Below are 23,995 nucleotides of genomic sequence, written 5' to 3'. Positions count from 1 at the left end.
TCGAATTTTTAAGGAGCTCCCGGCATCATGAAGCTGCCGGTTGGACGCTGGTAAAGCCGGCAAAGTTAGACGCTTTCCCAACAGATCAAAAATATAACGTTCCGTCAGGTGATTTGTTCTGTTCCGTCCACACCGGCTGGGATTTAAGTATGGCGCAATCACCCCAATGCAAACGTTTGTAATGTGTCCATTCCGGGAACAATGGTTTATTTCCATCCCGATTTGCACTCTTGGATGAATCTTTGGTTTAATAACAATAAATGCCATTTTCAAGCATTTGGGGCACAATTTTTTTATTAAATAGTGTCAAAGTAGTTCTTAAAAGGTCGGTTATGGAAAAGAGTGGAAAAAATGATTTCGTTCAGGCAATCAGAGCATTGTGGATCGAGCAGAAAACCAGAGAACTAATTTATTTAGAAGCATTGAAAAAGGACAACATGGGCTCTTGCCGACGCATGTTCAGCCAGGGGCACGTTAGCGCTTTGTTGTTCCAAAAGGAGATCAAATGGATATACGACTATTTTAAGTGTTTCCTCACTGATAAAGAGTTGGGCGAAACCAATCACATAACGGCCAGAGCAGCCGTGCAAATGCTGGAAGATGTCGAAGAAAAAGAGGAAATCGCAACCCGCTTGAAAAAGGTGGAAGCGGCGACTTTGCAACTCTATAAAATGCTGCGAACTTACGTAGATAAAGACTCTGAGGCAAGACAAATGCTGGACGAACACCTGGTCCGGATATCTGAATTTTACGAGTCGTTATGCAAGCTTGAAGTCGGAAAGCGAAACAAGATTGCATATACTGCAGCAGCTTAATCTGCAAGATTTAAATCTCATATAATTCAATTGGCAGGTCATCAGGATCGGCAAAGAATGTGAATTTTTTGCCGGTAAATTCATCTACCCTCACGGCCTCCGTAACAATATTTTTCTTCCGCAACTGCGCAATAGCCAGTTCAATGTCCTCAACCTGAAAGGCAATGTGCCGCAAACCGGTAGATTCGGGCCTGGAAGGACGCTTAGGCGGATCGGGGAAGGAAAACAGCTCAATAATGTATTGCCCATTCAGTGAAAGATCAAGTTTATAGGAATTCCTTTCTTCCCGAAACACCTCCCTTTCAATTTCAAAACCCAGAATATCAGTGTAAAAGCGCTTCGATTTGTCGTAATCCGAACAAATGATCGCAATGTGGTGGACGGCTTTAAGTAGTTGCATGACGATGAATTTTGAGGTCAAATATAGGCCGCATATTTTTAGATCCTGATAAATATCTTTCGCACGTAAAGCCAGTAAAGGATGGCCCATTCCACGAGCAATATAATGGCTCCACGGACCAGCGGCTGATAACTCTGGCCAAAAACCATGTCATAATGCTGGCTCACATTAATACGGAAAGAACTGTCGATAAAACTGACAATGGTTTCCGCCATGACATACGCCACAATGGAATTCGTGCCAATGACAATCAGCGGGAAAAAGAACTTTTGCTGTTGATTGACATCCGCAAGGAAGTAAAATCCGGCAAGAAACAACATACAGATCCCGCCGCTGAACAACGTCCAGGCAGGCGTCCAGATTCTTTTCACAATCGGATTAACGCCGGTGAAATTCAGGATCAGGGCAAGCGCCACAAGAATTGCGGCGGTGATAGCGAGGCGTTTGAGAAGCCAGGTCGACGAAGTTGCCGATTTTAGCCATTTCCCGGCAATAAGCCCGAGAATCATTGTCCCTAATGTGGGAATAAAACTCAATGTGCTATATCCGCCTCCGTTGAATTTGAATACTTCCGGTCTTGGAAATAAATTAAGGAACCAACGGTCAAATGCCCAGGCAATGTTCGTATTCTTATTCCAATGTGCCGCAAAGCCTTTCAGATTATGCTCCCAGTTGGCAACATTGCCCGTTTCCGACCAGTCAAAATAAGGTCCTGGCAGGCTGTACAATGCAAACGCAAGTCCATACGCCAGTAAAATTCCACCCAGCGCACCCCATTGCGTGCGTTCGCCCGTGAAGCCCAGCGCGAACAGGATTGGGTAACCCAGGCCTATCTGTGTTAATGTGTCTTCGAATGTGAAATTGGTTTGCTCACTATGCATGGAACGCAGGAAAATGCCGAGCAGGATCAACGTCAGCGATCTTCTGAATGTGTGCAGCCACATGACCGTTGTGCTTTGATCCTGGCTGGCGCGACTGGCAATGGAGTAGGGAAGGGCCACGCCCACGAGAAACGAGAAGGATGGCTGGATCATGTCATGCAATGAGCAGCCTACCCATTCCACATGACTTTGGTGAAAATCCAGAAATGACCAAAAAGCACTTCCGGGGAAGGCTTCTGCCACTTTTCCAAATCGCAGCACTTCGGCCATCATCAGGAACATTACGAATCCGCGGTAAGCATCGATGGATGAAACACGTTTCGGAGCGGGTATATACTCTTTCAAATTTCGATGGGTTTAGTCAGAGCATAAAAGAAAAAACCTCGCTGGATTTACCCAACGAGGTTTTTGGTTCTTGAATGTGGTTTTACTAAACATTCATTTTTTTAAGCTCCTTAACAGCATGGTCAGCTGCACGGGCCGTCATTGCCATGTACGTGAGCGATGGATTTACACAAGATGCGGAAGTCATAAATGCGCCATCTGTAACATACACATTCTCTGCACCCCAAACCTGGTTGTTTTTGTTCAAAACAGAGGTTTTCGGATCATTGCCCATTCTGGCTGTCCCCATTTCATGAATGCCAATGCCTGGGTGCTTTGAGTCGTCGATATACGGCGTTACGTTCTTCAGCCCTGCCGCTTCCAGCATTTCTGCTGCGTCGTTCATCATATCCACACGCATTTTCTTTTCGTTTTCGCCATAAGCTGCGTCAAAAACAACGAGTGGAAGCCCCCATTTATCTTTTTTTGTTGGGTGCAATGTGAACCGGTTTTTCTCATCCGCGATCATCTCACCAAAGCCTTGAATGTTCATATTCCAACCGCCTGGCTCAGAAATCGACTTTTTGAAGTCTGCACCAAAACCGTCCGTTCCTACGCCGCGTCCCCAGCTTTCACGGCTTGCTCCTCCCTGGTAACCGAACCCGCGGATATAATCGCGTTTGTCGTCGCCCCAGTTGCGGTAACGGGGAATATAGATCCCGTTCGCACGTCTTCCGAAGTAATATTTGTCTTCAAATCCATCCACATCTGCTCTGGCGCCTACCGCCAAATGGTGGTCCATAATGTTGCGTCCCAACTGATCGCTTTCATTACCCAAACCGTTCGGGAAGCGTTTCGACTTGGAGTTCATCAGAATAGAAGCCGAAGCAATGGCCGAAGCATTCAGGAAAACGATTTTTGCATAATATTCTTTCGTTTCCAATGTGTTCTGATTGATCACGCGCACACCGGTCACTTTGCCGGCTTTGTCGTCGTAAATAACTTCTGAAACGATGGAATCAGGCACCAATGTAAGATTACCCGTTTTCTGTGCAGCAGGAAGCGTAGCTGACTGTGTGCTGAAATAAGCTCCATAAGGGCATCCGCGCATACACATGTTCCGGAACTGACAAGCAGCACGTCCCAATTCTGTGTGGAAAGCTTGTGGTTGCGTAAGGTGGGCAGCACGTCCCATAATAATGTGACGGCCTGCAAATTTTTTCTCTACTTCGCCTTTAACGTGTTTTTCAACACAGTTCATTTGCATTGGGGGCAGGTAATTGCCATCTGGCAACACATCCAAGCCGTCCTTCGCACCGCTGATGCCTGCAAACTTCTCCACGTAGTCGTACCAGGGCGCAATGTCTTTGTAACGGATGGGCCAGTCAACGGCAATGCCGTCCTTGGCATTCGCTTCAAAATCCATGGGGTTGAGGCGATAGCTCTGGCGTCCCCACAGCAGGGAACGTCCGCCTACGTGATAGGCGCGGATCCAGTCAAACTTGCGGGTTTCTTCGTACTGATTTTCTTTATCGTTCTCAAACAGGTAGGCCCACTCTTCATTGGCCGTATAACCTGTCCTGATCCCGGCCCAGTATTGCTCTTTTGCAATGGTAGTAACGCGGCCTCTGTGTTCAAATTCCCAGGGAGCCAAAGTTGCTGTTTTGTAATCGGTAATGTGCTTAATGTCGCGGCCCCTTTCAAGCATAACCACTTTTAAGCCCTTTTCTGTCAATTCCTTAGCTGCCCAGCCGCCGCTGATTCCCGATCCAACCACGATTGCGTCATAGGTGGTTTGTTTCGCTGCTTTTATGTTTAAATTCATGATGAATGTTTTTCAATATTAATAACTTGGCCAAATCCGGCCATATGAAGAAATTTCGGTGAGCAGTTGCTTATAGAGCCCAAGCTTTTTGTCCAGGCTTGTAATCGACGCAACCGTCATAACGGCCTGGAACCGGCACATATTCAAGTGCTTGTGTGGCTCCTTGCTCCGAAGTGAAATAACCCAAAAGGGTCAATTCTTTCAGCAGGCGGAAGAATGGCACAGGTGCGTCGGTATATTCTTTTCCGGCTTCGGTGTATTTCTTCTTTTCGGTGTCTGCTTTGGCCAGATCGGCTTTGGATGCTTTTTCCATTTCGGTCAGGATCTTGGTTTGTTCCTGTGGAGTGGATTTCATGAAATCTTTCTTTTCCAACTCTTCCAAACCTTTGTTGAAACTTTCTTGTTCAGGCTCGGAATAGCAATCCTTCATCATCTTTTCAATAAACTCACCCACTTTCGCATCCTTCGCTCCCGGCGTGTCTGTTTTTGGAATGATGATCTCAGTGACCTCTGCAATCAGCGCCTGCCGTTCCGGTGTGAACGGAAATGTAATTCCGGTGGCGGTATCCGAGGCTTTCTTGCAGCCTTCCAGAAACGCCAGCATCGTGGGGGCTGAGAGTGCACCACCCATTAAAAGTGCCACACGACCAAGGGCATCACGTCTTTTCATTTGATATACTTTATATGATAGGTTAACAATCCAAAGTGTAATAATACATTTGATTAATGCAATTTCTAAAAGCCTGCTAATTTATGAAATATTCTCTATTTACGGGTTCTTAGAATAATTCTATATAATGGTAGAATATGCTATGCTATTCACAATCAATATGCTGTGCGATATTAAAATAGCATTAATGTATACTTTCTTACCACGGCCTGATTTCTCTAACGCCAGAGAAAAACGACTTAGATTACCATTAAATTGCAACCACGGATGTCAGAATTATCAAAGCGGCCCATAACATAGAACGACCCTTCTTTCTCCCCAAATCTGCCGAGGTCCTGGGTTTCAATAAATGAGCAGCTATCCAGGTTCGCCAGGTCGATCACATTGATGCCACCGGTTTTAGAGCTGTTGATGTTGTGATCATAAATGGCAAACGGATCATTGATATCTCGCAGTAAGATCCTCATGGAGAACCCCGGAACGAGCAGCCCGCCACCGTGGGAATAACCCTGTGAGAGCATTTCGGTCATGCCATATTCTGAATAAATTTTATCAACAAAAAGTTTGGCTGTGAGAATGTCGTGCACTTCCTCTCGTAACAGTTCCTGCCGGCGACCTTTCATGCCGCCCGTATCCATGACCGTAAGATCCCTGATTTGGCTTAAAAAGGACAGATCATATTCGCTTTCGGCGAGGTCCAGCAGCGCGAATGTTACGCCCAGCATAAGCACCTTCCTGCCATCGGGGTTGTTGGCAAGAAACATGAGCGTTTTGAGCATTTCATCCACATTTTTGAGATAAAACCCTGAAATTTCCGACTTGCTTTCAGCAATAAAATGCTGCATCATATACACGAGCGAAGAGTTGTTTCGTTCAAGATATGATGGAAGCAGCGCCAGAATATGGAACTGATTCAGGTCACCAAAATTTTCCTGGAAAATCCGGTTTGAGACGGTTTTATACAATGTCTCATCGAACAAATGGTGCTGGCTTGTCTGCTGTCCGGTCGTTCCGCTGCTTTCAAAAATTACAGCAGTGGCTGGCGGTTCGCAGCTTCTAATAATATGGTGTTTGAAAAACTGGACCGGCAGGAAAGGAATATCGGTTAAGCGGGTGACCTGCTCCGGTTTAATGTTCAGGTGTTGGATATACTGGCCATAAACGGGGTTATAAAGTGCCTGATAGCGGAAAATATCCAGTGCAAGGCGTTCAAAATCAGAAGATCTTAAATTGAGGATCTGCCTGCGCAACGCCTGCCTTTTTTCGGTTTGTGATTTGTTGTTTTGAAGTTCCAATACTGTTACTTTCGTAGAAATATAAATACAAAGTTAATATGCAATTGAAAGTTTCCCTATTCATCATTTTGGCAGCCGGAGCATTGGGTTGCGTGGATATTCCGGACTTTGACGATACACCCAAAATATACTATAATGGCATCGACCAGGAACCTGAGGTTGATGAAGCAACCGGAAAGAAGGTCCGCGAAAATGTGATCATTACCATTGATTTCGAGGATGGCGATGGCGACCTGGGTGCCTCTGCTGATGAACGTTCGGATTCTTCTTTTATTAAACCCTACGGGAAATGGGGAAATTATGAGCTTGTTACTGCCAGAAAAGGAGCGGACGGCAAGTGGACAGAGTCAATTCTAGCCGAAGATCAATACAAATGGATGCCGATTTTGAAGCCGGACGGCAAGCCAGGCCCGATCAAAGGAAAAATAGATCTTAACACGAGTTTTTTATATGGTAACAGCACAGTTCCGGTTTATGTGAGGTTCAAGGTGCGTATCCGCGACAGGGCATTCCATGTGAGTGAGCAAATCCAGACAGACAGCATCCAGGTTCCAGGTTATCGTTGAGTATTTCTGACCCTCTAAATGATTTGACAATGAAACTTAGCACTACCATAATCGTTGCATTTTGCACCTCTTTATCAGGTTGTTTACAAACACCCGATTTTGATTCAGTTCCCAGAATTGAATATGCTGCTATTGACCAATTTCCTGAAACGGATCCTGTAACAAAGGAAAAGCTGCGGGAAAAGGTCGTTATCACAGTCACATTTGAGGATAAAGAAGGCGATCTTGGCGCCACTGCGGATGAGCGATCTGATGAGGATTTCAAGGCGCGCTACGGAAAGACTGGCAATTATGAGTTGGTTACATTGACGAAGCAACTAAACGGCTCCTGGGATGAAAGAATCCTGTCCGTTGATTCTGTGATGTGGATGCCGATCTTAAAGCCGGATGGCAAGCCGGGTGCGATTAAAGGAAAGCTCGATTTGCAAGTCGACAGAATTTACGGAAATACCACTGTGGATGTTGAGCAAAAGTTCAAAGTCAGGATCCGTGACAGGGCTTTACATTACAGCAACCAGGTAGAGACGGATGTTGTGACTGTTCCCGGTTATAGATAAAAGTGCATCATTCAATAATGTTTGCGTTCAAGGAAATCCTGAACGTCGTTCCTTTACCGATTTCGGAGCTTTTGACAAAGAGCTTGCCGGAATGGTAATTCTCAATAATCCTTTTTGCCAGTGTTAATCCCAATCCCCAGCCGCGTTTTTTTGTGCTGAATCCCGGATTAAAGATCTTATTCATATTGGCTTTGCTCATTCCTTTTCCTGTGTCCGCAATGTCGATCCAGATTTCCTTTGTATTCGGCGGCGCCTGAAGCGTCACATTGATTTCCCCTATCCCGCCCATTGCGTCAACAGCGTTTTTACAAACGTTTTCGATCACCCATTCAAAAAGGTTCTTATTGAGCAATGCGGTCTGTTCGTCTGCAAGCTCATTAAAGACAGAGAATTTGACTTTGGACGAAACACGCTTTTCGAGGTAACTGATAAAATTCGTCACAATCTCGGTAACCGGTTCATCCTTCAATGTTGGCACAGAGCCAATGTTGGAAAATCGCGTGGTGATCATTTCAAGCCGGATCACGTCCTTTTCTATTTCCTCGGCAATCGATGGATCAATGCTCGCATCGCTCCTGAAATATTCAACCCAGGCCATCAATGAGGACAGTGGCGTTCCTAACTGGTGCGCAGTTTCTTTGGCCAAACCAACCCAAACCCGGTTCTGTTCCGCTTTCCGCGCAGAGCTGAATGCCAAATAAGCGAGATAGCCTATCAGAAGCATTACCGAAAGCTGCAAAAACGGATAATAGCGTAATTGCGTGAGCAAGAAAGAGTTGCTATAATAAATGTTGCCTGTGCGTCCTCTTCCCAAATCAACCGGAATAGGCGGATGTTCGAGTTTCATATCAGCCAGCTTGTCCTGAATGACCCTCTCGCGCTCGGCAGGACCGGCGTTGGCAGGAAATTGAATGTTCTTATTGGGATTCGGGATGTTATTTTCATTCACATAGATCACAGGAATCTGGTAAAAGTTGACAGCATCCTGGATCACCTGAAAAACCACATTGAAATTTTCGTCGAACGGGCTGTTGAACACATAACGCATTCCCTCTGCATAAAGCTGGACCTCACGTTCTTCACGTTGTTCGAGTTCTTCCACCAGTTTGTCGGTATAAAACAGCGAACCAATGCTTAATAAAAGCAGGATGATGCCGATAATGTATTTATAAAAGCTCTTCTGGTTATACGTGTCCATGAGCGAGCGGCGCAGGCGCTGACTGTTCAGAACGGCTACGGGCTGCAGACGAAAACGAGGCTTTTGCTTTGGAGTTTCGCTAATCATTCAATGGCCGGGCACGCATTCCCCGGTGTTCATGTTATATCCTGTAAATAACGTAAAATATTCGTGCTTAGTGGCTAAAATGTAAGAATTCGAGTCGGTCGCGATATTATTATTTATAAGATTTCTAAATAAACTTCCGGTGCATTGGACACGTTCCTATTGTAAGTTTTGTGCCGTACTTTTGTGAACCGTATAAGAACCAGTGATGTATAATCATTTCAAATCAATAAGTTTATCACATCGGAATGCAACTCTGACTATCAGGGAACAGCTTGCTTTGAATGAGGCGGAGGCGAAGAGTATGATGCTCAGGCTGAAAGATTTTTTCGATGTCTCTGATGTCCTTGTTGTCTCCACCTGCAACCGTACCGAAATATATTATTCTGCCTCAACTGATCTGAATGAGGAAATCATCAAAATGCTTCTGATTCAGAAAGGCGTTTCAGATCTGGAATCTTTCAAAGGTTATTTTGAGCGTTTTTCAGAAGGTCAAAGTGCAGTTCAGCATTTATTTCAGGTGGCCACGGGCTTGCAATCGCAGGTTGTGGGAGATATGCAAATTCCAAATCAGATCAAGCATGCATATCAATGGTCGGCTGACCTCAATATGGCCGGGCCATTTTTACACAGACTTTTACACACCATTTTCTTTGCCAATAAGCGCGTAGCGCAGGAGACTTTCTTCCGCGACGGAGCTGCATCTATTTCCTATGCAGCCGTTGAGTTGCTGGAAGGGTTAATGCCGAATCCGAAAGTACTGATTGTGGGGTTAGGGGAAATAGGGGCGGATGTTTGCCGTAATCTGGCTCAGAGAGAAACCACCGAGGTTACGATCGTTAACCGTTCAAGGGACAAAGCGGACAAACTGGCTGAGGAACTAGGTTTCCGTGTTGCCGATTTTTCCGACATTGAAGCAGAAATTTCGGGAGCGGACATCATCGTATCTTCGATTGTGCGCGACGAGCCTTTCTTTACCAAGGAAATGATGGTCCGTTTGCGCGGAATGTCCTTTAAATATTTTGTAGACCTTTCTGTGCCCCGCAGCGTTTCTCCCGAAGTGGAAGAAATTCCGGGCGTAATGCTTTATACCATAGATTCTATTCGTTCCAAAGCGGATGAAGCATTGCACCGTCGTTTGGAAGCCGTGCCGCAGGTTCGCGAGATCATTGATGAAGCGGTTCTTGAATTTAACGACTGGTCAAAAGAAATGATCGTTTCACCGACCATTCAGAAATTGAAAGGCGCTTTGGAACAGATCCGGAAAGAAGAGCTGACGCGTTTCACAAAGAATCTGTCAGATTCAGAACTGGAAAAGGTAGAGCGCATCACCACCAGCATGATGCAGAAGATCCTTAAACTTCCCGTGCTGCAATTGAAAGCAGCCTGCAAAAGAGGTGAAGCGGAAACGCTTATCGACGTTTTGAATGATCTGTTCAATCTCGAAAAACAACCGGAGAAACATTAATCAAGATTTTATATAAAGCAAAAAGAAAGGATGGCATTTGCCATCCTTTCTTATGTATTACCTTACCCTCCACAATAATTAATTGTATTTTTTACATTCCCATTTTTTTGATAAATGGTCCTGCTATTGCTAAAACCTCTTCCATTGTCAAAGGTTCGTCAAATGCTTCTGTAACATTGTCTCTTGAAATAGAGCCTATTCCCGAAAGTGTAGCAGCATCAAGTCCTGCATGAACTGTGTTTGATTCAGGTGTTGCCCCTTTGTAAACAGCCGGCGGGAAACCTTGATCCTGTGTGATCCAGCCTTTCATCATCGGATCTTTTTTCAAGTGACCGATAATTCTTCTCACCAGTGAAGCGTGACGAGCTTCTACTGAATGCACTTGCAAAGCGTATTCCAAAATTGCAGGAGCAGTGATCAGGTTACCAGCTTGTCCTTTGTAGGCACGAACACCAGTGTCTTCCAAAGCTGCTGATATTGTGATGAATGTCATGAAGTTCGTCCATGCATCAGGGAAAGCGCCACCGTAAGTGAAATCAAACTGAGGGCGATCAACAGCCTGGCTGCCCAGCGCACCTTTCAGAAAGTCAACGTGTTGCGTTTCGTGTCTTTCAATTTGTGAGAACACCAAAGTATATTCCGCTGGAATAAAATTGGTCATTCTGTTTGCCTGAAAGTAAAATGTTTCTTCTAGATATTCGAGTGTTAGTGCGAAATTAAGAATCTCTGTAACCGAAGGAGTTGCTCCGTAGGCTTTGTTAACAACCGCTGCGAATGCAGTAGGGACAGCAGCTGTTGCCAGAGAGCTTCCTATGCGGTTCATAAACATGCGACGGGTTGTGTGCGCAAGGCGGCCCGCAGCGTCACCGTCAACTTGTTGAATGCTATCTAATATTCTAAAAATATTCATGTCAGTAGTTTTTTAAGAGTTAGCGTGGCAGGTTTTTTCCACTAATTTTATCCATCACAAATGGCTGTACGCCGCTCAGTATTACGGAAGGAGAAAACGCATTTTCCAATCCCATGTTATTAATCTGGCCACCTGCGAATTCAAGTGCGTTAGGGTTGATCAGATCAGCGATAGCTGAGGCGTGCCTTGCTTCCACCGAAACGATTTTGCCTGCTACTAACAAATAGTTAACATCCTTGATCAGTTTACCTGCACCATTGTAAGCTGCAACGCCTGTGTCTTCGAACAATTTTGCTGCGCCAAGAACGCTTCTGCGATCCGCGAAGTCGATGGCGGAAAAATTTGGGGTAAGTCCTTTAATTGCTTTGCTACCCAATGCTGTTTTAAAAAATTCTCTGTGGACGATTTCGTGGTCACGAATGTCGGTAAGGATCCATTTTTCCATATCTGTCATATTCAGATAAGGGGTCATCATTACTTGTGTGTAAAATGCAGCTTCCAGTTGTTCCAGTGCGTAAGCATAGTTCAAAATTCCGAAATCGCCTTCTCCAAGATCCACTGTGTCATCTGACATCAGATCTTGCTCGGTGCAGGCACCAAGAATGAAAGCTCCCGTCGCAGCAGCAACGCCTGCGGATCTTAGGAAGTAACGTCTGTCCACTCTGGCAAGCATTGCGCTGTCCGGATGTTCAGAAGGTTGAGTTAATGTTTTTTTCATATCCAGTAAAGTGTTTTGAGTTTATCGGGAACCATTTCAGATTAGCCCCTGGTCCTGCCAGACTTACGCCCGTTAAGATCTTATGGATTAACAGTCAGGTAATTATCTTGCAACTTTTAGGAATACTTTATTTTCATTTTGTACTAATCCAATTTAAACGAATGTTATTTGGTAAAAACATTGGATTATTTGGTTGAAAATATTTTTTGAAATTTTAAAACAAATAAAAAAAGTGGCGTTACAGCTAAGTAACGCCACTTTTTTTACGGCTCAATTAAAGTCCGAATCCTAATGCAAAACCTTTTACAGATCCCGCAAAATCAGAGACTTTGGTTGCGTTTCCGGTTGTCAGATTGATGGAATACAGGCCAGTGTTTCCGCCTACGGTCAGCAGAGCGTACGCCATACCCGTGTTTCCGCCGATATCAAAGCCATTTGCCGAGTCCAGATCCACGCCTAATGAACCAACCCTTTCAAGTCCGCCGCTGTTGGGCGGGTTTTGTTTGTAAAGTGTATTGGTTTGACTATCAATGTCGTAAAGAATTGTTGAAGTTGTGCCCGCGAAACTGTTGGTGTAAGCAGCAGCATTCACGAAAGGTGTGCCTTGTCCCGCAGGCAGGTTAAGCGCTCCATCTACAAGGGTTATGCTGTTGGAAACATTAATGCGCAGGTTTTGACCTGTGTTGCTAACGATGCGAAGTCTGTCGGCAACCGGGTTAAAGTCAAATCCGAAACTTGTTCCCATTACTTTGAAATTAGGATCATCCAGGTAATGCAGATCAGGCAGCACTTTTGCTGCTGCAGAAGCCAGATCAAGCGAATATAATTTGCCATTGGATCCCAAGGCGTGCAACTTGCCATCCGTTGGGCGGAAGTCGATCCCTTCGATATTGACACCCATTGGCAAGCCCGTGATTGGCTTTTCAATGCGTGTTCCCGCATTCATTGGATTGAAGATCAGTAGCTTGTTTGAAGCGTCTACTGCGTAAGCAACAGGCGCCGTCGGCATAGCAATGCCGATAATTTTTCCAGCCGGAAGATTCCCTATTTTTAACAGAGAACCGGTTGTCAGGTTGACCTCAGCGAGCTCCCAAATGTTATTTACCTTTACCGATGCGATCGCAAAGTTTGTTCCCGCTGCGATGTCGAATCCGCCAATATCCTGAATATCCATGCCCAGAGGACCCACCTCTTTGAGAACTCCATCATTCGGGGGCATTTGTAAAAAGAGTTTGTCGACGTCGGGGTCAATGTCGTAAAGCTGCGTTGTGGTTGCACCAGCTACATTGTTTGTGTATGCAGCAGCAGCAACTTTGACGTCGTTATATCCTTTCAGATAACCATCCAGCGCAGCCAGAGCGTTCGTTTCCGGATGCAAGCGCATGTTTTGTGCAGTATTGGTAACCAGACGGATGCGGTCGACAGTTGGATTGAAGTCAAAACCAACGACTTCCGGTCCGGAAATGCCCGGATTAAACGGGACTGGACTAACGACAGTCACTCTTCCGGGATTGATATCCGCACGAAGGTTCACTGTGTAAATGTGATTTTTGTTTCCAACGGCGTAAAGCTGGCCGGTTGCAGGGCGGAAATCAATTCCTAGTAGTTTTTCATCAGTTTCTAATCCTGCGGAGATTGTAAGCGTTCGGATTGGCGTGCCTGGGTTTTGTACATTTAATTCATAAATCTTGTTGTCACTGGTTAATGCATAAAAAATTTGGTTTGGCTGGCTCACTAACGGCACCGGCTGGCCGTCCAGCTGTGGTTGTTCCGTACATGCCTGATTTACAAAGATAAGGCCGGCGATTAGCAGCGAGCTGCCGGAGACCGTTCGCAACATTTTAGAGATTTTCATAACATTTGAGTTGAGTGTGACAAGTAATTTGACACACCACATACGCTGGATCTATTCTTTTAGATCAACCTCAGTTAATTAAATTTTAATCCCTAAACGAACATTTTTAATGTTTTTTTAATCCGAAAAATACCTCATTATCAGTCTTTTGTGATCATTCCGATCATTTTGTCAAGATTAAGGCTTCTGGCAGAGGCATCAAAAATTTCCCGGTATACGCCTTCTTTTTCGTACAGTTCGGCATGCGTTCCAAATTCGGCAATGCGTCCTTTTTTCATCACATAAATCTGATCGGAGTCGAGGATCTGGGAAAGGCTGTGAGAAATGATAACAACAGTTCGTCCTTTTTTAATGGCGTCCAGGCTGTTCTTGATCTGCTCGGTGGCAATGGCGTCGAGGCTGGCGGTGGGCTCGTCGAGGAAGATGACGGGAGGGTTTTTGAGGAAGAGCCTGGCTATGGCGATCCGCTGCTGCTGGCCACCGGATAACATTTGTGCGTCGGTTTCATATTGCGCCGGCAGCTCCATGATCTGATCGTGCAAATAAGCTTTTCTGGCAGCTTCGGCCAACTCATCCTGAGAAGCATTCATTTGCCCATAACGGATGTTCTCGGCAATAGAGCCTTTGAAAATGTGATTTTTCTGTAAAACCATCCCGATGCTATTCCGAAGTGCTGGCAGATCATAATCTTTCAAAGGCAATCCATCCAATGTTAGCGTGCCTGAACCTGGTGCGTAAAAGCCGATCAGCAGATTAATCAACGTGCTTTTTCCAGCGCCTGAAAGACCAACCAGTGCGGTGGTCTTGCCGGCTTTGATATTTACATCCATGTTGAACAATGCTTTGGTGCCATTGGGATACATAAAAGAAACATCATTGAGCACATAATCACCTTTAATCACTGCTGGGACCACTTTTCCACTTTGTTCAACGGCATTGTCTGCATCCAGAATATCGAAAAAACCTTCCGAGTAAGTTAATGCATCATTCATCTCGTCGTAAATGCGGTGCAGCTGGCGGATAGGAGCGGAGACATTGTTGAAGAGCAAGATATGAAACATGATGGCGCCGATCGACATTTGCTGATCCAGAACCAGATAGGCGGTGAGAATGATGATGAATACGACGCCAATCTGCTCGATAAAGCTCTTGATGCCATCATAAGCGAAGTTTGTGCGTCGGGTTTTCAATTGCGTTTCCATCAGCTCCATTTGTGTCTGATACTGCTTTTGTCCCTCGAAAACCTCTCTTACGAATGATTTGATGACAATGATGGATTCGATGAGATTGATCAGCCCGCTGCTTTTATTTTCCCTTTGCCTTTTCAATTTCCGCCGGACGCCCTGCAATTCCCCCGCTTGCTTGTAGCTGATCCAAAAATAAATGGGTAAGATCGCCAGGGCAATGCTACCGACATAAAAGTTGGCCGAAAACATGATGGCAAGCGCAACGATTGAATTCGCAAAAAGGGGCAGAATGTCAATAAAAAAGTTCTGGATCAGCTTTGTAAGACTTTCCACGCCGCGGTCAATGCGGGTTTGCAGCTTGCCTTTTTGATTATCATTATCGCTGTAAAACGAGAGATTATAGGTCAGAATCCGGCTTACGGCCTCTTGGGCAAGGTCACTAGAAACCTTGATCCTGATTTTCTCACCAAAATAGCGCTGTCCGAATACGATGAGGGAGTTGACAATTTCCTTCACAAAAAGGATCACGGAAATCTGGATCAGCAGTTCTTTGCCTTGAATGATCCCCCATTTTTTATCTAATATAGTCTGCACCGAATCAACGGTGTAGCGCAAAACCCAGGGGTTAACCTGGGCAGTCACAGCGCCTAACAATGTTAGAAAAAGCGCAAAGATAATTTGCTTGTAATAAGGTTTGACGTAAGGTTGCAGACGCTGGAATATTTGCCAGATACTCATATATAATGTGTTGAGGAAAATTTAGAAACGCTGCTCCAATAACTATGCCCTATTTCTTACCCGACCGTTTGATAGGTCGGCCATATTTCTGCATTTTTTCCTGCGCATGGTTTCTCCGCACATTCACTTTCTTGTTCTTGTCGATTTTTTCGTGGAATGCACCGCCGCCAGCTTCTCTCTTTGGCAACTTCACATCAATACTTTTCATGTAAATCTGCGGCTCTTCGTCCGGTGTCAGGATCTCCGACATTCTGAGGTTTTCCGGCAGAGTTTCGATCGGTATTTCGTAATTCATCAGGGCTTCTATCTGTTCCTGACGTTCTTTTTCACCTTCTGTAATGAATGATATCGCCACGCCTTTCTTGTCCGCACGGCCCGTGCGGCCAATCCGGTGGATGTAGTTTTCGGGGACTTCCGGGATATCAAAATTAAAGACGTGAGAAACTTCGGCTACGTCCAATCCACGCGCAATGATGTCTGTGGCAATCAGAATGCGGTAATTACCTTCGTGAAATTGCTTAACGGTGTTAAATCTGTGATTTTGTTCTTTGTTGGAATGTATCACACCGATCTTATTTAGGTAACCTAATTCCAGCTGCCCGAAGAGCTGATCCGCAAGTTTTTTGGTTGCTACAAACACAAGGACTTTGCTCATGTCCTCATTCTCTTCCAGCAACAAATCCAACAGGTTCACTTTCGTGTAAAAGTTTGGAACGTAATAGGCTTTTTGCTCAATATTATCCAATGGCGTTCCCACGGGCGCTGCTTCTATCCTTACCGGGTTGTTGAAGTAGGTCTGCATCAATGCTTCCACTTCCGACGTCAATGTTGCCGAGAAAAGCAGGTTCTGGCGTTTTTGCGGGAGAAGGTCTAATATGTTTTTCAGTTGCGTCCGAAAGCCGAGGTTTAGCATTTCGTCCACTTCGTCGATAACAAGTTTTTTGATCGCCTTTGTTTTTAGAGAACCATTGAGAGCGAGATCGAAAAGTCTGCCCGGCGTTGCTACCACCACATCCGCACCGTTCGCCAGTTCGGCCATCTGCACCTTAATGTTGCCTCCGCCATATGCACCTACCACTTGCAATGTCAGGTAAGCACTTAGTTTTCGCACCTCCTCCACAACCTGCACCACAAGCTCACGCGTTGGAACCAGGATCAGCAATTGCGGAAGCCGGTCCTTTGAAAATTCAAGCTGGCGAAGTGTAGGAAGCAGGTATGCAAATGTCTTCCCAGTCCCGGTTTGCGCAATACCACACACATCTTTACCAGACATCATGACAGAAAACACCTTGTGCTGGATCGTTGTGGGCGTTTCGTAGTTCAGATCGGCTAGGGCTTGCAGTAGCGGCTTGGTGAGATTTAATTCTTCAAAAGTCATAACAATGATTAATATAAAGCACAAAGTTACGTCTAATCTGCGGTTAGCGACGCATCATCTGCCCGTATATAGCCACGCCCACCAGATCAGGATCAATTGTAAGGGCAATCTGAGCAAGGCAAGCCACAAGTAAGGATTATGTTTTTGGTAAAAATCAATAGCCATTTGAATGTTGGCAGGAAACACCGCTATCAGCAAAATGATGATCAGCCAGGCGCCTGTTGCGCGCGTTGCGGGAAATAGCAAAAGTAATGCAAAAGCGATCTCACATATTCCGCTAAGCAAAACCAGCTCATAATGCCAGGGTAAATATTTGGGCATGATCTGCATAAAAGCTTTCGGGCGGAGCAAATGCATGATGCCTGTGAAAACATACAGCGCGGCCATGATGTAAAGTCCAGTGAGTTTCATGGTCAGCGTTCAATGTGTTGCAATCGGATGAGAATTTTCGACGTAATGGAGAGGATAATGAATGTTGCGACAAAAAAATAACAACCGGGACGCCAGCAGGGACCAGGTTGTTATTTTTTTCAAATATTCTTGTATCACGATAACGGCCGGTTAGCGAGTTCTCAGCCTGCCAGTGTTGCTGTTATAAGTGCCTAACGGGAAGCTTAGACCTGCATTAATTCCAAAGTTATGGTTTTTCACGTTGCTGTTGCCGTCTTTGGTTACATCAATCAGCCCCAGTCCATAACGCGCGTCCAGATTCAGCCAGACTTTTTCTTGCAAACGAATGTTAATCCCTGCTCCAAATGTCAATCCAAGATCGAAAGGCGAGTAGACGCGGTTGTTTGAATCGCCATTCAGATTGTCGCCATTTTTATTTTTTGCGCCCACCAGAAAGTTAAGGCTTGGTCCAAGGAAGATTTTAGGGCGTACCTTATCTCCGTATTGCCCGAAAAAGAACGTCGCCAGCAATGGAGCCTGGATGTAATTTAAATTGATTTCATCGGTTTTGTTACGAACCTGCGCACCCATTTGTGTAAAAAGCAGCTGTCCGCTGAATCCAAATCCACTCTCGGAACTATAATTGTAGAATCCGCCGACTGTCAATCCTGGTTTCCAGTCTGTGTCAGAAACGTCACCTCTGAAATTGGCGATGGAAACTCCGACGATGGGCCCTATGGAAACGTTTTCCTGAGCTTGTACCCGCGTTACAAACGATGTAACCGCTAGTAATAGAATAATGCAATTTTTCATCATAGTAGGTTAAATATAGATTTGCCAAAAAATTACAAATCATGTACCACAACAGATGAAAAATCGCCTGAGAGCCAAAGCGCTCACAACAAGGCCGATATTCGTATATTTATATTTAGTCTAAACCTGTATGCGGGGAATTAACTCTACAACTGTATACGTTACCCGCAAAAACCGGCTTAGTACAATTAGTCTTCATCGTCTTCCAGAAAGGATTGACCCGGGATTTGATAAGTTTTCAAATATGCTTTCAGCTGCGAAGGCGTTTTCCAATTTTTGATCACATTCCGGATATTTTTTATTTCCGCTTTCAGCTCATTCACATTCGTGTTGAACTTCACAATGACCGTCGTTAGTGAATTAGCATGCTGGAATGGCAAGCCGCAGACAGATGAAATCCTTTTTTGGATGTTTTCTTTCACTATTTCCAGTTCTTCTACTTGTTGCTTCAAAACCTTGTTATAGTAATTCAGCTGATTTTTGCTCAGATTTTCAAGCTGATCCTGATCGATCCGATCCAACTGGATCTGTAATTTCAGCAGTTGGAGCAGGTTGTTTTCCTGATAAGCTTGGGTGATCTGCTGCATAATGTCGGTTTTTCGCAATTTTTCGGCCTCGTCTTTTTCCAGATCAGGATGAAATGTTTTCACCAAATCCATGTAAACTGTTCGGACAGACTTCGTGGTTTTTTGTTGTTCAGCAAGTTGTTTTGCCTCCTGAATGCGGCTGTTCAGCCTTTCCTCCCGCTGTTCTGTCTTAATGCGTTGCTGTTCTTCCTCGGGTAGATCGTGAAAACTTTCATATTGAACAGGATCCTTTACCGCTTCGCTTTCTATTAAAAATGAGGGATCTGTGATCTTTTCTGCTTTCGCCCTTTCTTCGTCAAGCAAGGTTTCAATGTCAACCTGGCTGTATTTGTTGAAAACGGGTTTCAGGTCGTCAAATCCGTAATGTGCGATAAGGTCGTAGGCACTCTCGGTAATGAGGTAAGCGAGTTTGTCCTGATAAATCTTCCTGAAAAGATCGGCGGAATACGTCCTGTCCATAATATGAACGATCTCCGCACGATACTCCTGATACTCCTTGATCAGCGGATCAAGGTCCGTAGGGATGCGCTGGATCATTTGATCGTAAGCATTTTCCAGCTCAGGGATCAGGCGATCCAGTTCCTCGATTTTTTCGGATAGCTGGTTAAATTCCTTTTGTCTTTTGTTCAAGACATTCTTCCGCTCATTAATATGTAAAATAGCAGTTTGGGGCATATTCTGGTTTTAGGTGAAAGCCGGGCAATTAAAGGCCCAGTTCCTGGTAAGATATCATGATAATCGCAACGACTGCCAATAGAAGCCCAAATTTGTTAAGATGGTTCAGCTTTTCGCGGTAAATCAGCCAGGCGGCGCAAGCGGAGACGAGCATTGTGAGAATGTTGTAAATGGGGAAGACGAATGCGGCGCTGTTCCCAAAAGACGCCAGCGCCAGCAGCAGAAAATATAAGGAGAGAAAATTAGGGACTCCCAGAATCAGCCCGCCGACAACACTGCGCCAGTGCACTTGTTCGCCGCGTGTCAGGATCCGGAACAATAGTATAGCCGAACCAATCAGGATAGCGCCCGAGCAGGCGATGATCATAAATAGCGTGGTTTCGCCGGGCGCGTAGTATTTGACAGACAAGTAATTGATTAATGTATTATTGGTCCCTGCTGCCAGAAATGTGAAAACGGGCAAAATAAGAAGCAAATGAGCCGGTGCTGCCGAATTTATCGGAGAGTCCTTTTTAGTACTCTGGATTGCGCCCAGCGCCAGGGCAACGACTGCGAAGACGAGCCCGGCATAGTTGATTAGGGTAAACGCTTTATTATTGTTTTTGAAAACAAATAAACCAAAAAGCACAGGGATCACCAGCGACATATTCCCCGCCAGCGACGTTGCTGTGACACTCACTTTCTGCGCCGTAAGCCCAATTAGCATGAATGTCACAACAAACATTCCGCCTAATGCTAAGGTGATCCATGTCCCTTCGTTATGCCAGGTGATTTTTTCAAACAGATGCAGATCCGGCGTCAATAACAATCCTGTCAGCACGCACGCGTAGTAATTGAAAACAACGGCGTGGAAAGAGTCCACTTTATAGCGCGGAAAAGCGCGCATAACGAGGTAAAGGGCAACCGTGAAAAGAACCGACAGTGAAAAATAAAGCATGGGAGGGTTCTAGCGCTTTTTATAAAGGACTTCGTCAATCACCCTTGGATAGTTTTCGTGTTCCAATGCATGGATTTTGGCAGCCAAGTCAACCGATGTATCCGTCGGGTCCACCACGCATGAAGCCTGGAAAATCACATTTCCTTCGTCATAATGTTCGTTTACATAATGAATGGTAATGCCCGATTCTTTTTCCTTGGCATTCACAACTGCCTCATGGACAAACTGCCCATACATGCCTTTTCCTCCATATTTAGGAAGCAAAGCGGGGTGAATGTTAATAATCCTGTCTGGAAAGGCTTCGACCAGAAACGGAGGCACAAGCAGCATGAAGCCCGCAAGAACAACCAGGTCAATTCCTTCATTTTGCAGGATTTGGAGCACTTTACGCGTCTGATATAATGTCTTTTTATCAAAAAACACAACCGGGATCTGCATGTTGCAAGCTCGCTTTATAACGCCGGCTTGCGGATTATTGGTAAAAATAAGTGACACTTCCACGTCTTCCCGGGCAGCAAAATAGTCATAGATTTTTTCAGCATTTGATCCTGAGCCGGAAGCGAAAATGGCCAATCGTTTCATATTGTAATGTAAAGAGTTAATTTGTTCTAATAATGCGTGTCAAATTTGTTTGACAAATCTAAATAAAAAGAACGGCTTACGGTAAACGCCGAAAGCCGTTTTAAGCATATTTTAATCCAGGTAACTGTAAATCAGTAGATCTTGGTGAGTTCGCTGTATCCGATGAGCTTTCCCTTCCGGTAAGTTTCAGTTTTCAGGTCCCATAAAACGCCAGGCGCGCGGTACGAAATACTTTCCATTTCCATCTTCACCGGAAAGCCCATTTTCATTTCAAATGCCATGTCAGATTTGATCTTGTAGGCATCAAATGTTCCGCTTGGAACGGTGATTTTTTCCTGCCCAACCACATTTCTGTTTTTAATTAGCATATCGAATGTGATGCCCATCGGGCCCGACTGCCCGGTCCCTTTGACAGAAGCATCCTTCAATTTATCACCAACGACGTATTTGGTCGGATATTCAATGTTGTCGTAAGTAAATTTCATTTCCATATCCTTGAAAGTTCTGAGCTGCTCCTGGCTGATCAGCGATTTGGCATCAACAGTCGTCACATTGCCATCACACTTCATCTGATAAGTATTTTTTAGCTCCGACTTTCCCTTCGCATTCAGCGCTTCCATATCTACACTGAAGACCGTTGCTGAGCCTTCTTGCGAGACGTTCACAATTTTGTAAATGATCTTCCCGGATTCTTTTCCCTTGGCGTCGAAGTTCGTCATCTCAAAACCGCTGTCCTGCTTGATCGCTATGCCGCCGCATTCTTGTGCAAAGGACAGTGTGTGAATAAAAAAGAGCATCAGAATGCTCCATAATAGCGTTTTTTTCATGATGAGTAATGTGAGAACACAGGTTTGTTTTGTTAACCAAAGATACTTTCCCTGATCAGAATACCGTTGGTTGCCTGATATATTGATTATACGGTAGAACTTTATGCCCAGATCATCGTAACCAGGCCGAGCAGCATAATAATCTTGCAGAGGCTGCTGATTTGTTTGAAATCACGTCGTGTATCGGCCCGCGCCAGGCTTGCACACAGCCAGGCGATGGGGATCAGAAGAAGGAAGAATAAGATAATCAATACATTATTATCCAGCGCGCGTGCCATCACAAACAGGGTGGCTACGAACATTAACAGGATCACATACAGGAAGTTCTTCGTTCTGCGAATGCCCCAGATAATAGGCAGGGTCCGGCAGCCGTGAGCTTCGTCGCCTTTGATGTCCTCCATATCCTTGACAATTTCCCGGACAAGCGAAATAAAGAAGGAAAAAACCGCGTAGATGAACACCAAATGACGGTTAACAGGGAAATGAACGGTCAGGATCAGCAGGGAAAGACCCGTCAGCAGCGAGACGATAAAGTTGCCAATGAAAGGCAGCCTTTTGTAACGCTCTGAATAAAACCACAGCAATGTGATCGAAAATACATTGATCACAAAAATATAAGGACTCACAACCAATCCGAAAACCGCACCCATCACATTCAGCACCTGGTGCGCACCCATAGCCCAGCGGCGTTTCAGATACCGCCCGACCACCACGCGCTCCGGCTTATTTACAATGTCGATTTTTATATCAAAATAATCATTAATAATGTAACCTGCTGCTGCAATGCAAACCGTTGAAAGCGATAAAACGAACATATCTGCATCCGCGATAATGCTTCGCCATTCGTGCCGGGGACCAATCAGTAAAATACGCGTCAAATATTGAGTCATCACCACAATCACCAGGTTGGTCATACGGACCAGCCGGGCGCTTCCGGTAACGTAATCCCATAAAGTAATTTTTGGTCTTGCAGACACATTCATGCAGGCTAACTCAGGAAACAGAAGGTTTAGACAATAAAATTATTCATTTTATCCCATTAACGACAAATCTCAACATCTTTATCCATTTTAGGGATAAAAAATGGATCATTTGTTGTTAGCCTAAAAGATCTGTTGTCATAACAGCTCGCCAAAGTGACTTTCAACTTTTTAGATAGAATTATGAAAATTGGCATTGTATGCTATCCTACCTTCGGAGGAAGCGGTGTGGTAGCTACTGAACTTGGTAAGGCACTTGCGAAAGTAGGCCATCAGGTTCATTTTATTACATATTCACAGCCCCAAAGACTCGACTTCTTCAATGAGAACCTTTACTACCACGAAGTAAATATCCCGGCTTACCCGCTGTTCCAATATCCGCCTTACGAATCCGCATTGTCCAGTGAAATGGTTCACGTAGCCGCAAGTGCTAACCTGGACTTGCTGCACGTGCATTACGCGATCCCGCATGCGTCGTCCGCGTATCTGGCCAAGCAAATCCTGGCACAGCAGGGCATTCACATTCCCGTCATCACAACATTGCACGGGACGGACATTACGCTGGTTGGAAAAGATGAGTCGTACGAACCAGTTGTAACATTCAGCATTAACCAGTCGGATGGGATTACTGCCGTTTCTGAATCTTTGAAAAGGGACACTTATGCCCATTTTGCGATCACCAAAGACATTGAGGTGATCCCGAATTTCATTGATCTGGACCGTTTTAACCGCCAGAAAAAGGAGCATTTCAAATTAGCGATCTGCCCGAATGACGAGAAACTGATCGTCCACACATCCAATTTCAGAAAAGTAAAGCGCATTGACGACGTAATCCTGATTTTCGAAAAATTGCGCAAGTTGTTGCCTAGTAAGCTTTTATTGGTGGGGGATGGCCCGGACAGGCAGCGCATTGAACGGATGTGCAAAGACCTTGATATGCTTTCTGATGTTAGATTTCTGGGTAAACTGGATGCGATCGAAGAAGTGCTTTCCGTAGCGGACTTGTTCCTTATGCCTTCTGAATCAGAAAGCTTTGGGCTTGCCGCATTGGAAGCATTAGCTTGCGAAGTCCCGATAATCACCTCAAATGCCGGTGGTCTTCCTGAATTAAATCTTCATGGCATTACCGGATTTTTAAGTGATGTTGGTGATGTGGATGACATGGTGAAAAATGCGGCTTACATCCTGGATGACGCTAATCTGCCAACATTCAAGGCAAATGCCCTGGCGCGAGCAAAAGAATTTGATATTACTAAAATCCTTCCTCATTATGAGTCTTATTATGAGAAGGTTGTGGAAAATAGCAAGGCGATAGCGATATAGGTATGGTATTTT

The 23,995-nt window shown here is 45.0% G+C and carries 23 protein-coding genes; 5 read left to right on the top strand and 18 right to left on the bottom strand.

Features of this window, described 5'->3' with window-relative positions; all coding sequences use genetic code 11:
* Window positions 1–332: 332 nt before the first annotated feature.
* Window positions 333–815: a hypothetical protein gene (locus MUK70_RS12640; RefSeq protein ID WP_234652582.1), complete on the top strand. Its 483-nt coding sequence runs from the start codon at window positions 333–335 to the stop codon at window positions 813–815.
* A 10-nt stretch (window positions 816–825) separates the two neighbouring features.
* Here the strand turns inward: MUK70_RS12640 and gloA2 are convergent, their stop codons facing one another.
* The 5 genes from gloA2 to MUK70_RS12615 form a co-directional block, all read right to left on the bottom strand.
* Window positions 826–1,215, bottom strand: a complete 390-nt coding sequence (gloA2, locus tag MUK70_RS12635; protein ID WP_234652580.1) for an SMU1112c/YaeR family gloxylase I-like metalloprotein — start codon at window positions 1,213–1,215, stop codon at window positions 826–828.
* Between the two features lie 38 nt (window positions 1,216–1,253).
* Window positions 1,254–2,441, bottom strand: a complete 1,188-nt coding sequence (locus tag MUK70_RS12630) for an acyltransferase family protein (protein WP_255715746.1) — start codon at window positions 2,439–2,441, stop codon at window positions 1,254–1,256.
* Between the two features lie 85 nt (window positions 2,442–2,526).
* Window positions 2,527–4,245 (bottom strand): GMC family oxidoreductase, encoded by a 1,719-nt coding sequence (locus MUK70_RS12625; protein ID WP_234607554.1) that lies wholly within the window; start codon window positions 4,243–4,245, stop codon window positions 2,527–2,529.
* 70 nt (window positions 4,246–4,315) lie between these two features.
* Window positions 4,316–4,915 (bottom strand): gluconate 2-dehydrogenase subunit 3 family protein, encoded by a 600-nt coding sequence (locus tag MUK70_RS12620; protein ID WP_234607553.1) that lies wholly within the window; start codon window positions 4,913–4,915, stop codon window positions 4,316–4,318.
* Window positions 4,916–5,154: 239 nt separating this feature from the next.
* Window positions 5,155–6,210, bottom strand: a complete 1,056-nt coding sequence (locus MUK70_RS12615) for a LuxE/PaaK family acyltransferase (protein WP_234652579.1) — start codon at window positions 6,208–6,210, stop codon at window positions 5,155–5,157.
* 38 nt (window positions 6,211–6,248) lie between these two features.
* On the opposite strand from MUK70_RS12615, the gene MUK70_RS12610 reads away from it, so the two are divergent.
* Window positions 6,249–6,776 carry a hypothetical protein gene (locus MUK70_RS12610; RefSeq protein WP_234607551.1) on the top strand — a complete coding sequence of 176 codons (528 nt, stop codon included), beginning with the start codon at window positions 6,249–6,251 and terminating at the stop codon, window positions 6,774–6,776.
* Between the two features lie 29 nt (window positions 6,777–6,805).
* Window positions 6,806–7,333 carry a hypothetical protein gene (locus tag MUK70_RS12605; protein ID WP_234652577.1) on the top strand — a complete coding sequence of 176 codons (528 nt, stop codon included), beginning with the start codon at window positions 6,806–6,808 and terminating at the stop codon, window positions 7,331–7,333.
* Window positions 7,334–7,340: 7 nt separating this feature from the next.
* On the opposite strand, the gene MUK70_RS12600 is transcribed toward MUK70_RS12605, so the two are convergent.
* Window positions 7,341–8,618, bottom strand: coding sequence for a sensor histidine kinase (locus tag MUK70_RS12600; RefSeq protein WP_234607549.1), 1,278 nt, complete (start codon window positions 8,616–8,618; stop codon window positions 7,341–7,343).
* Between the two features lie 205 nt (window positions 8,619–8,823).
* Here MUK70_RS12600 and hemA point away from each other — a divergent pair, with 205 nt between their 5' ends.
* Entirely contained in the window at window positions 8,824–10,083 is a 1,260-nt protein-coding gene (hemA, locus tag MUK70_RS12595; protein ID WP_234652575.1) for a glutamyl-tRNA reductase, read from the top strand.
* Window positions 10,084–10,174: 91 nt separating this feature from the next.
* Here the strand turns inward: hemA and MUK70_RS12590 are convergent, their stop codons facing one another.
* The 12 genes from MUK70_RS12590 to MUK70_RS12535 form a co-directional block, all read right to left on the bottom strand.
* The gene (locus tag MUK70_RS12590; RefSeq protein ID WP_234607548.1) at window positions 10,175–10,993 is read right to left on the bottom strand and encodes a ferritin-like domain-containing protein; all 819 of its coding nucleotides are present in this window, start codon (window positions 10,991–10,993) and stop codon (window positions 10,175–10,177) included.
* A 19-nt stretch (window positions 10,994–11,012) separates the two neighbouring features.
* On the bottom strand, window positions 11,013–11,711 hold the full coding sequence (locus tag MUK70_RS12585) for a ferritin-like domain-containing protein (protein WP_234607547.1): 699 nt from the start codon (window positions 11,709–11,711) through the stop codon (window positions 11,013–11,015).
* A gap of 274 nt (window positions 11,712–11,985) precedes the next feature.
* Entirely contained in the window at window positions 11,986–13,566 is a 1,581-nt protein-coding gene (locus MUK70_RS12580; protein WP_234652573.1) for a DUF4394 domain-containing protein, read from the bottom strand.
* Window positions 13,567–13,706: 140 nt separating this feature from the next.
* Complete coding sequence (locus tag MUK70_RS12575) at window positions 13,707–15,491, bottom strand: ABC transporter ATP-binding protein (protein ID WP_234652572.1); 1,785 nt, start codon at window positions 15,489–15,491, stop codon at window positions 13,707–13,709.
* Between the two features lie 49 nt (window positions 15,492–15,540).
* Complete coding sequence (locus tag MUK70_RS12570; RefSeq protein ID WP_234652570.1) at window positions 15,541–16,869, bottom strand: DEAD/DEAH box helicase; 1,329 nt, start codon at window positions 16,867–16,869, stop codon at window positions 15,541–15,543.
* Window positions 16,870–16,923: 54 nt separating this feature from the next.
* Window positions 16,924–17,280: a DoxX family protein gene (locus tag MUK70_RS12565; RefSeq protein WP_234652567.1), complete on the bottom strand. Its 357-nt coding sequence runs from the start codon at window positions 17,278–17,280 to the stop codon at window positions 16,924–16,926.
* A 150-nt stretch (window positions 17,281–17,430) separates the two neighbouring features.
* Entirely contained in the window at window positions 17,431–18,075 is a 645-nt protein-coding gene (locus MUK70_RS12560) for a porin family protein (protein ID WP_234652565.1), read from the bottom strand.
* A gap of 185 nt (window positions 18,076–18,260) precedes the next feature.
* On the bottom strand, window positions 18,261–19,334 hold the full coding sequence (locus MUK70_RS12555) for a hypothetical protein (RefSeq protein ID WP_234652563.1): 1,074 nt from the start codon (window positions 19,332–19,334) through the stop codon (window positions 18,261–18,263).
* A gap of 28 nt (window positions 19,335–19,362) precedes the next feature.
* Complete coding sequence (locus MUK70_RS12550; RefSeq protein ID WP_234652561.1) at window positions 19,363–20,271, bottom strand: EamA family transporter; 909 nt, start codon at window positions 20,269–20,271, stop codon at window positions 19,363–19,365.
* 9 nt (window positions 20,272–20,280) lie between these two features.
* Window positions 20,281–20,853, bottom strand: coding sequence for a phosphoribosylglycinamide formyltransferase (gene purN / locus MUK70_RS12545; RefSeq protein WP_234652549.1), 573 nt, complete (start codon window positions 20,851–20,853; stop codon window positions 20,281–20,283).
* 131 nt (window positions 20,854–20,984) lie between these two features.
* Window positions 20,985–21,680 carry a TapB family protein gene (locus MUK70_RS12540; RefSeq protein WP_234607538.1) on the bottom strand — a complete coding sequence of 232 codons (696 nt, stop codon included), beginning with the start codon at window positions 21,678–21,680 and terminating at the stop codon, window positions 20,985–20,987.
* A gap of 101 nt (window positions 21,681–21,781) precedes the next feature.
* Window positions 21,782–22,663 (bottom strand): geranylgeranylglycerol-phosphate geranylgeranyltransferase, encoded by an 882-nt coding sequence (locus tag MUK70_RS12535; protein ID WP_234607537.1) that lies wholly within the window; start codon window positions 22,661–22,663, stop codon window positions 21,782–21,784.
* 180 nt (window positions 22,664–22,843) lie between these two features.
* Here MUK70_RS12535 and bshA point away from each other — a divergent pair, with 180 nt between their 5' ends.
* Entirely contained in the window at window positions 22,844–23,983 is a 1,140-nt protein-coding gene (bshA, locus tag MUK70_RS12530) for an N-acetyl-alpha-D-glucosaminyl L-malate synthase BshA (RefSeq protein WP_234607536.1), read from the top strand.
* The last annotated feature ends 12 nt before the right edge of the window (window positions 23,984–23,995 follow it).

Origin of the sequence: Dyadobacter chenwenxiniae (genome assembly GCF_022869785.1) — a bacterium.
GTDB classification, from domain to species: domain Bacteria; phylum Bacteroidota; class Bacteroidia; order Cytophagales; family Spirosomataceae; genus Dyadobacter; species Dyadobacter chenwenxiniae.
This window is presented reverse-complemented; position numbering and strand designations above follow the sequence as displayed.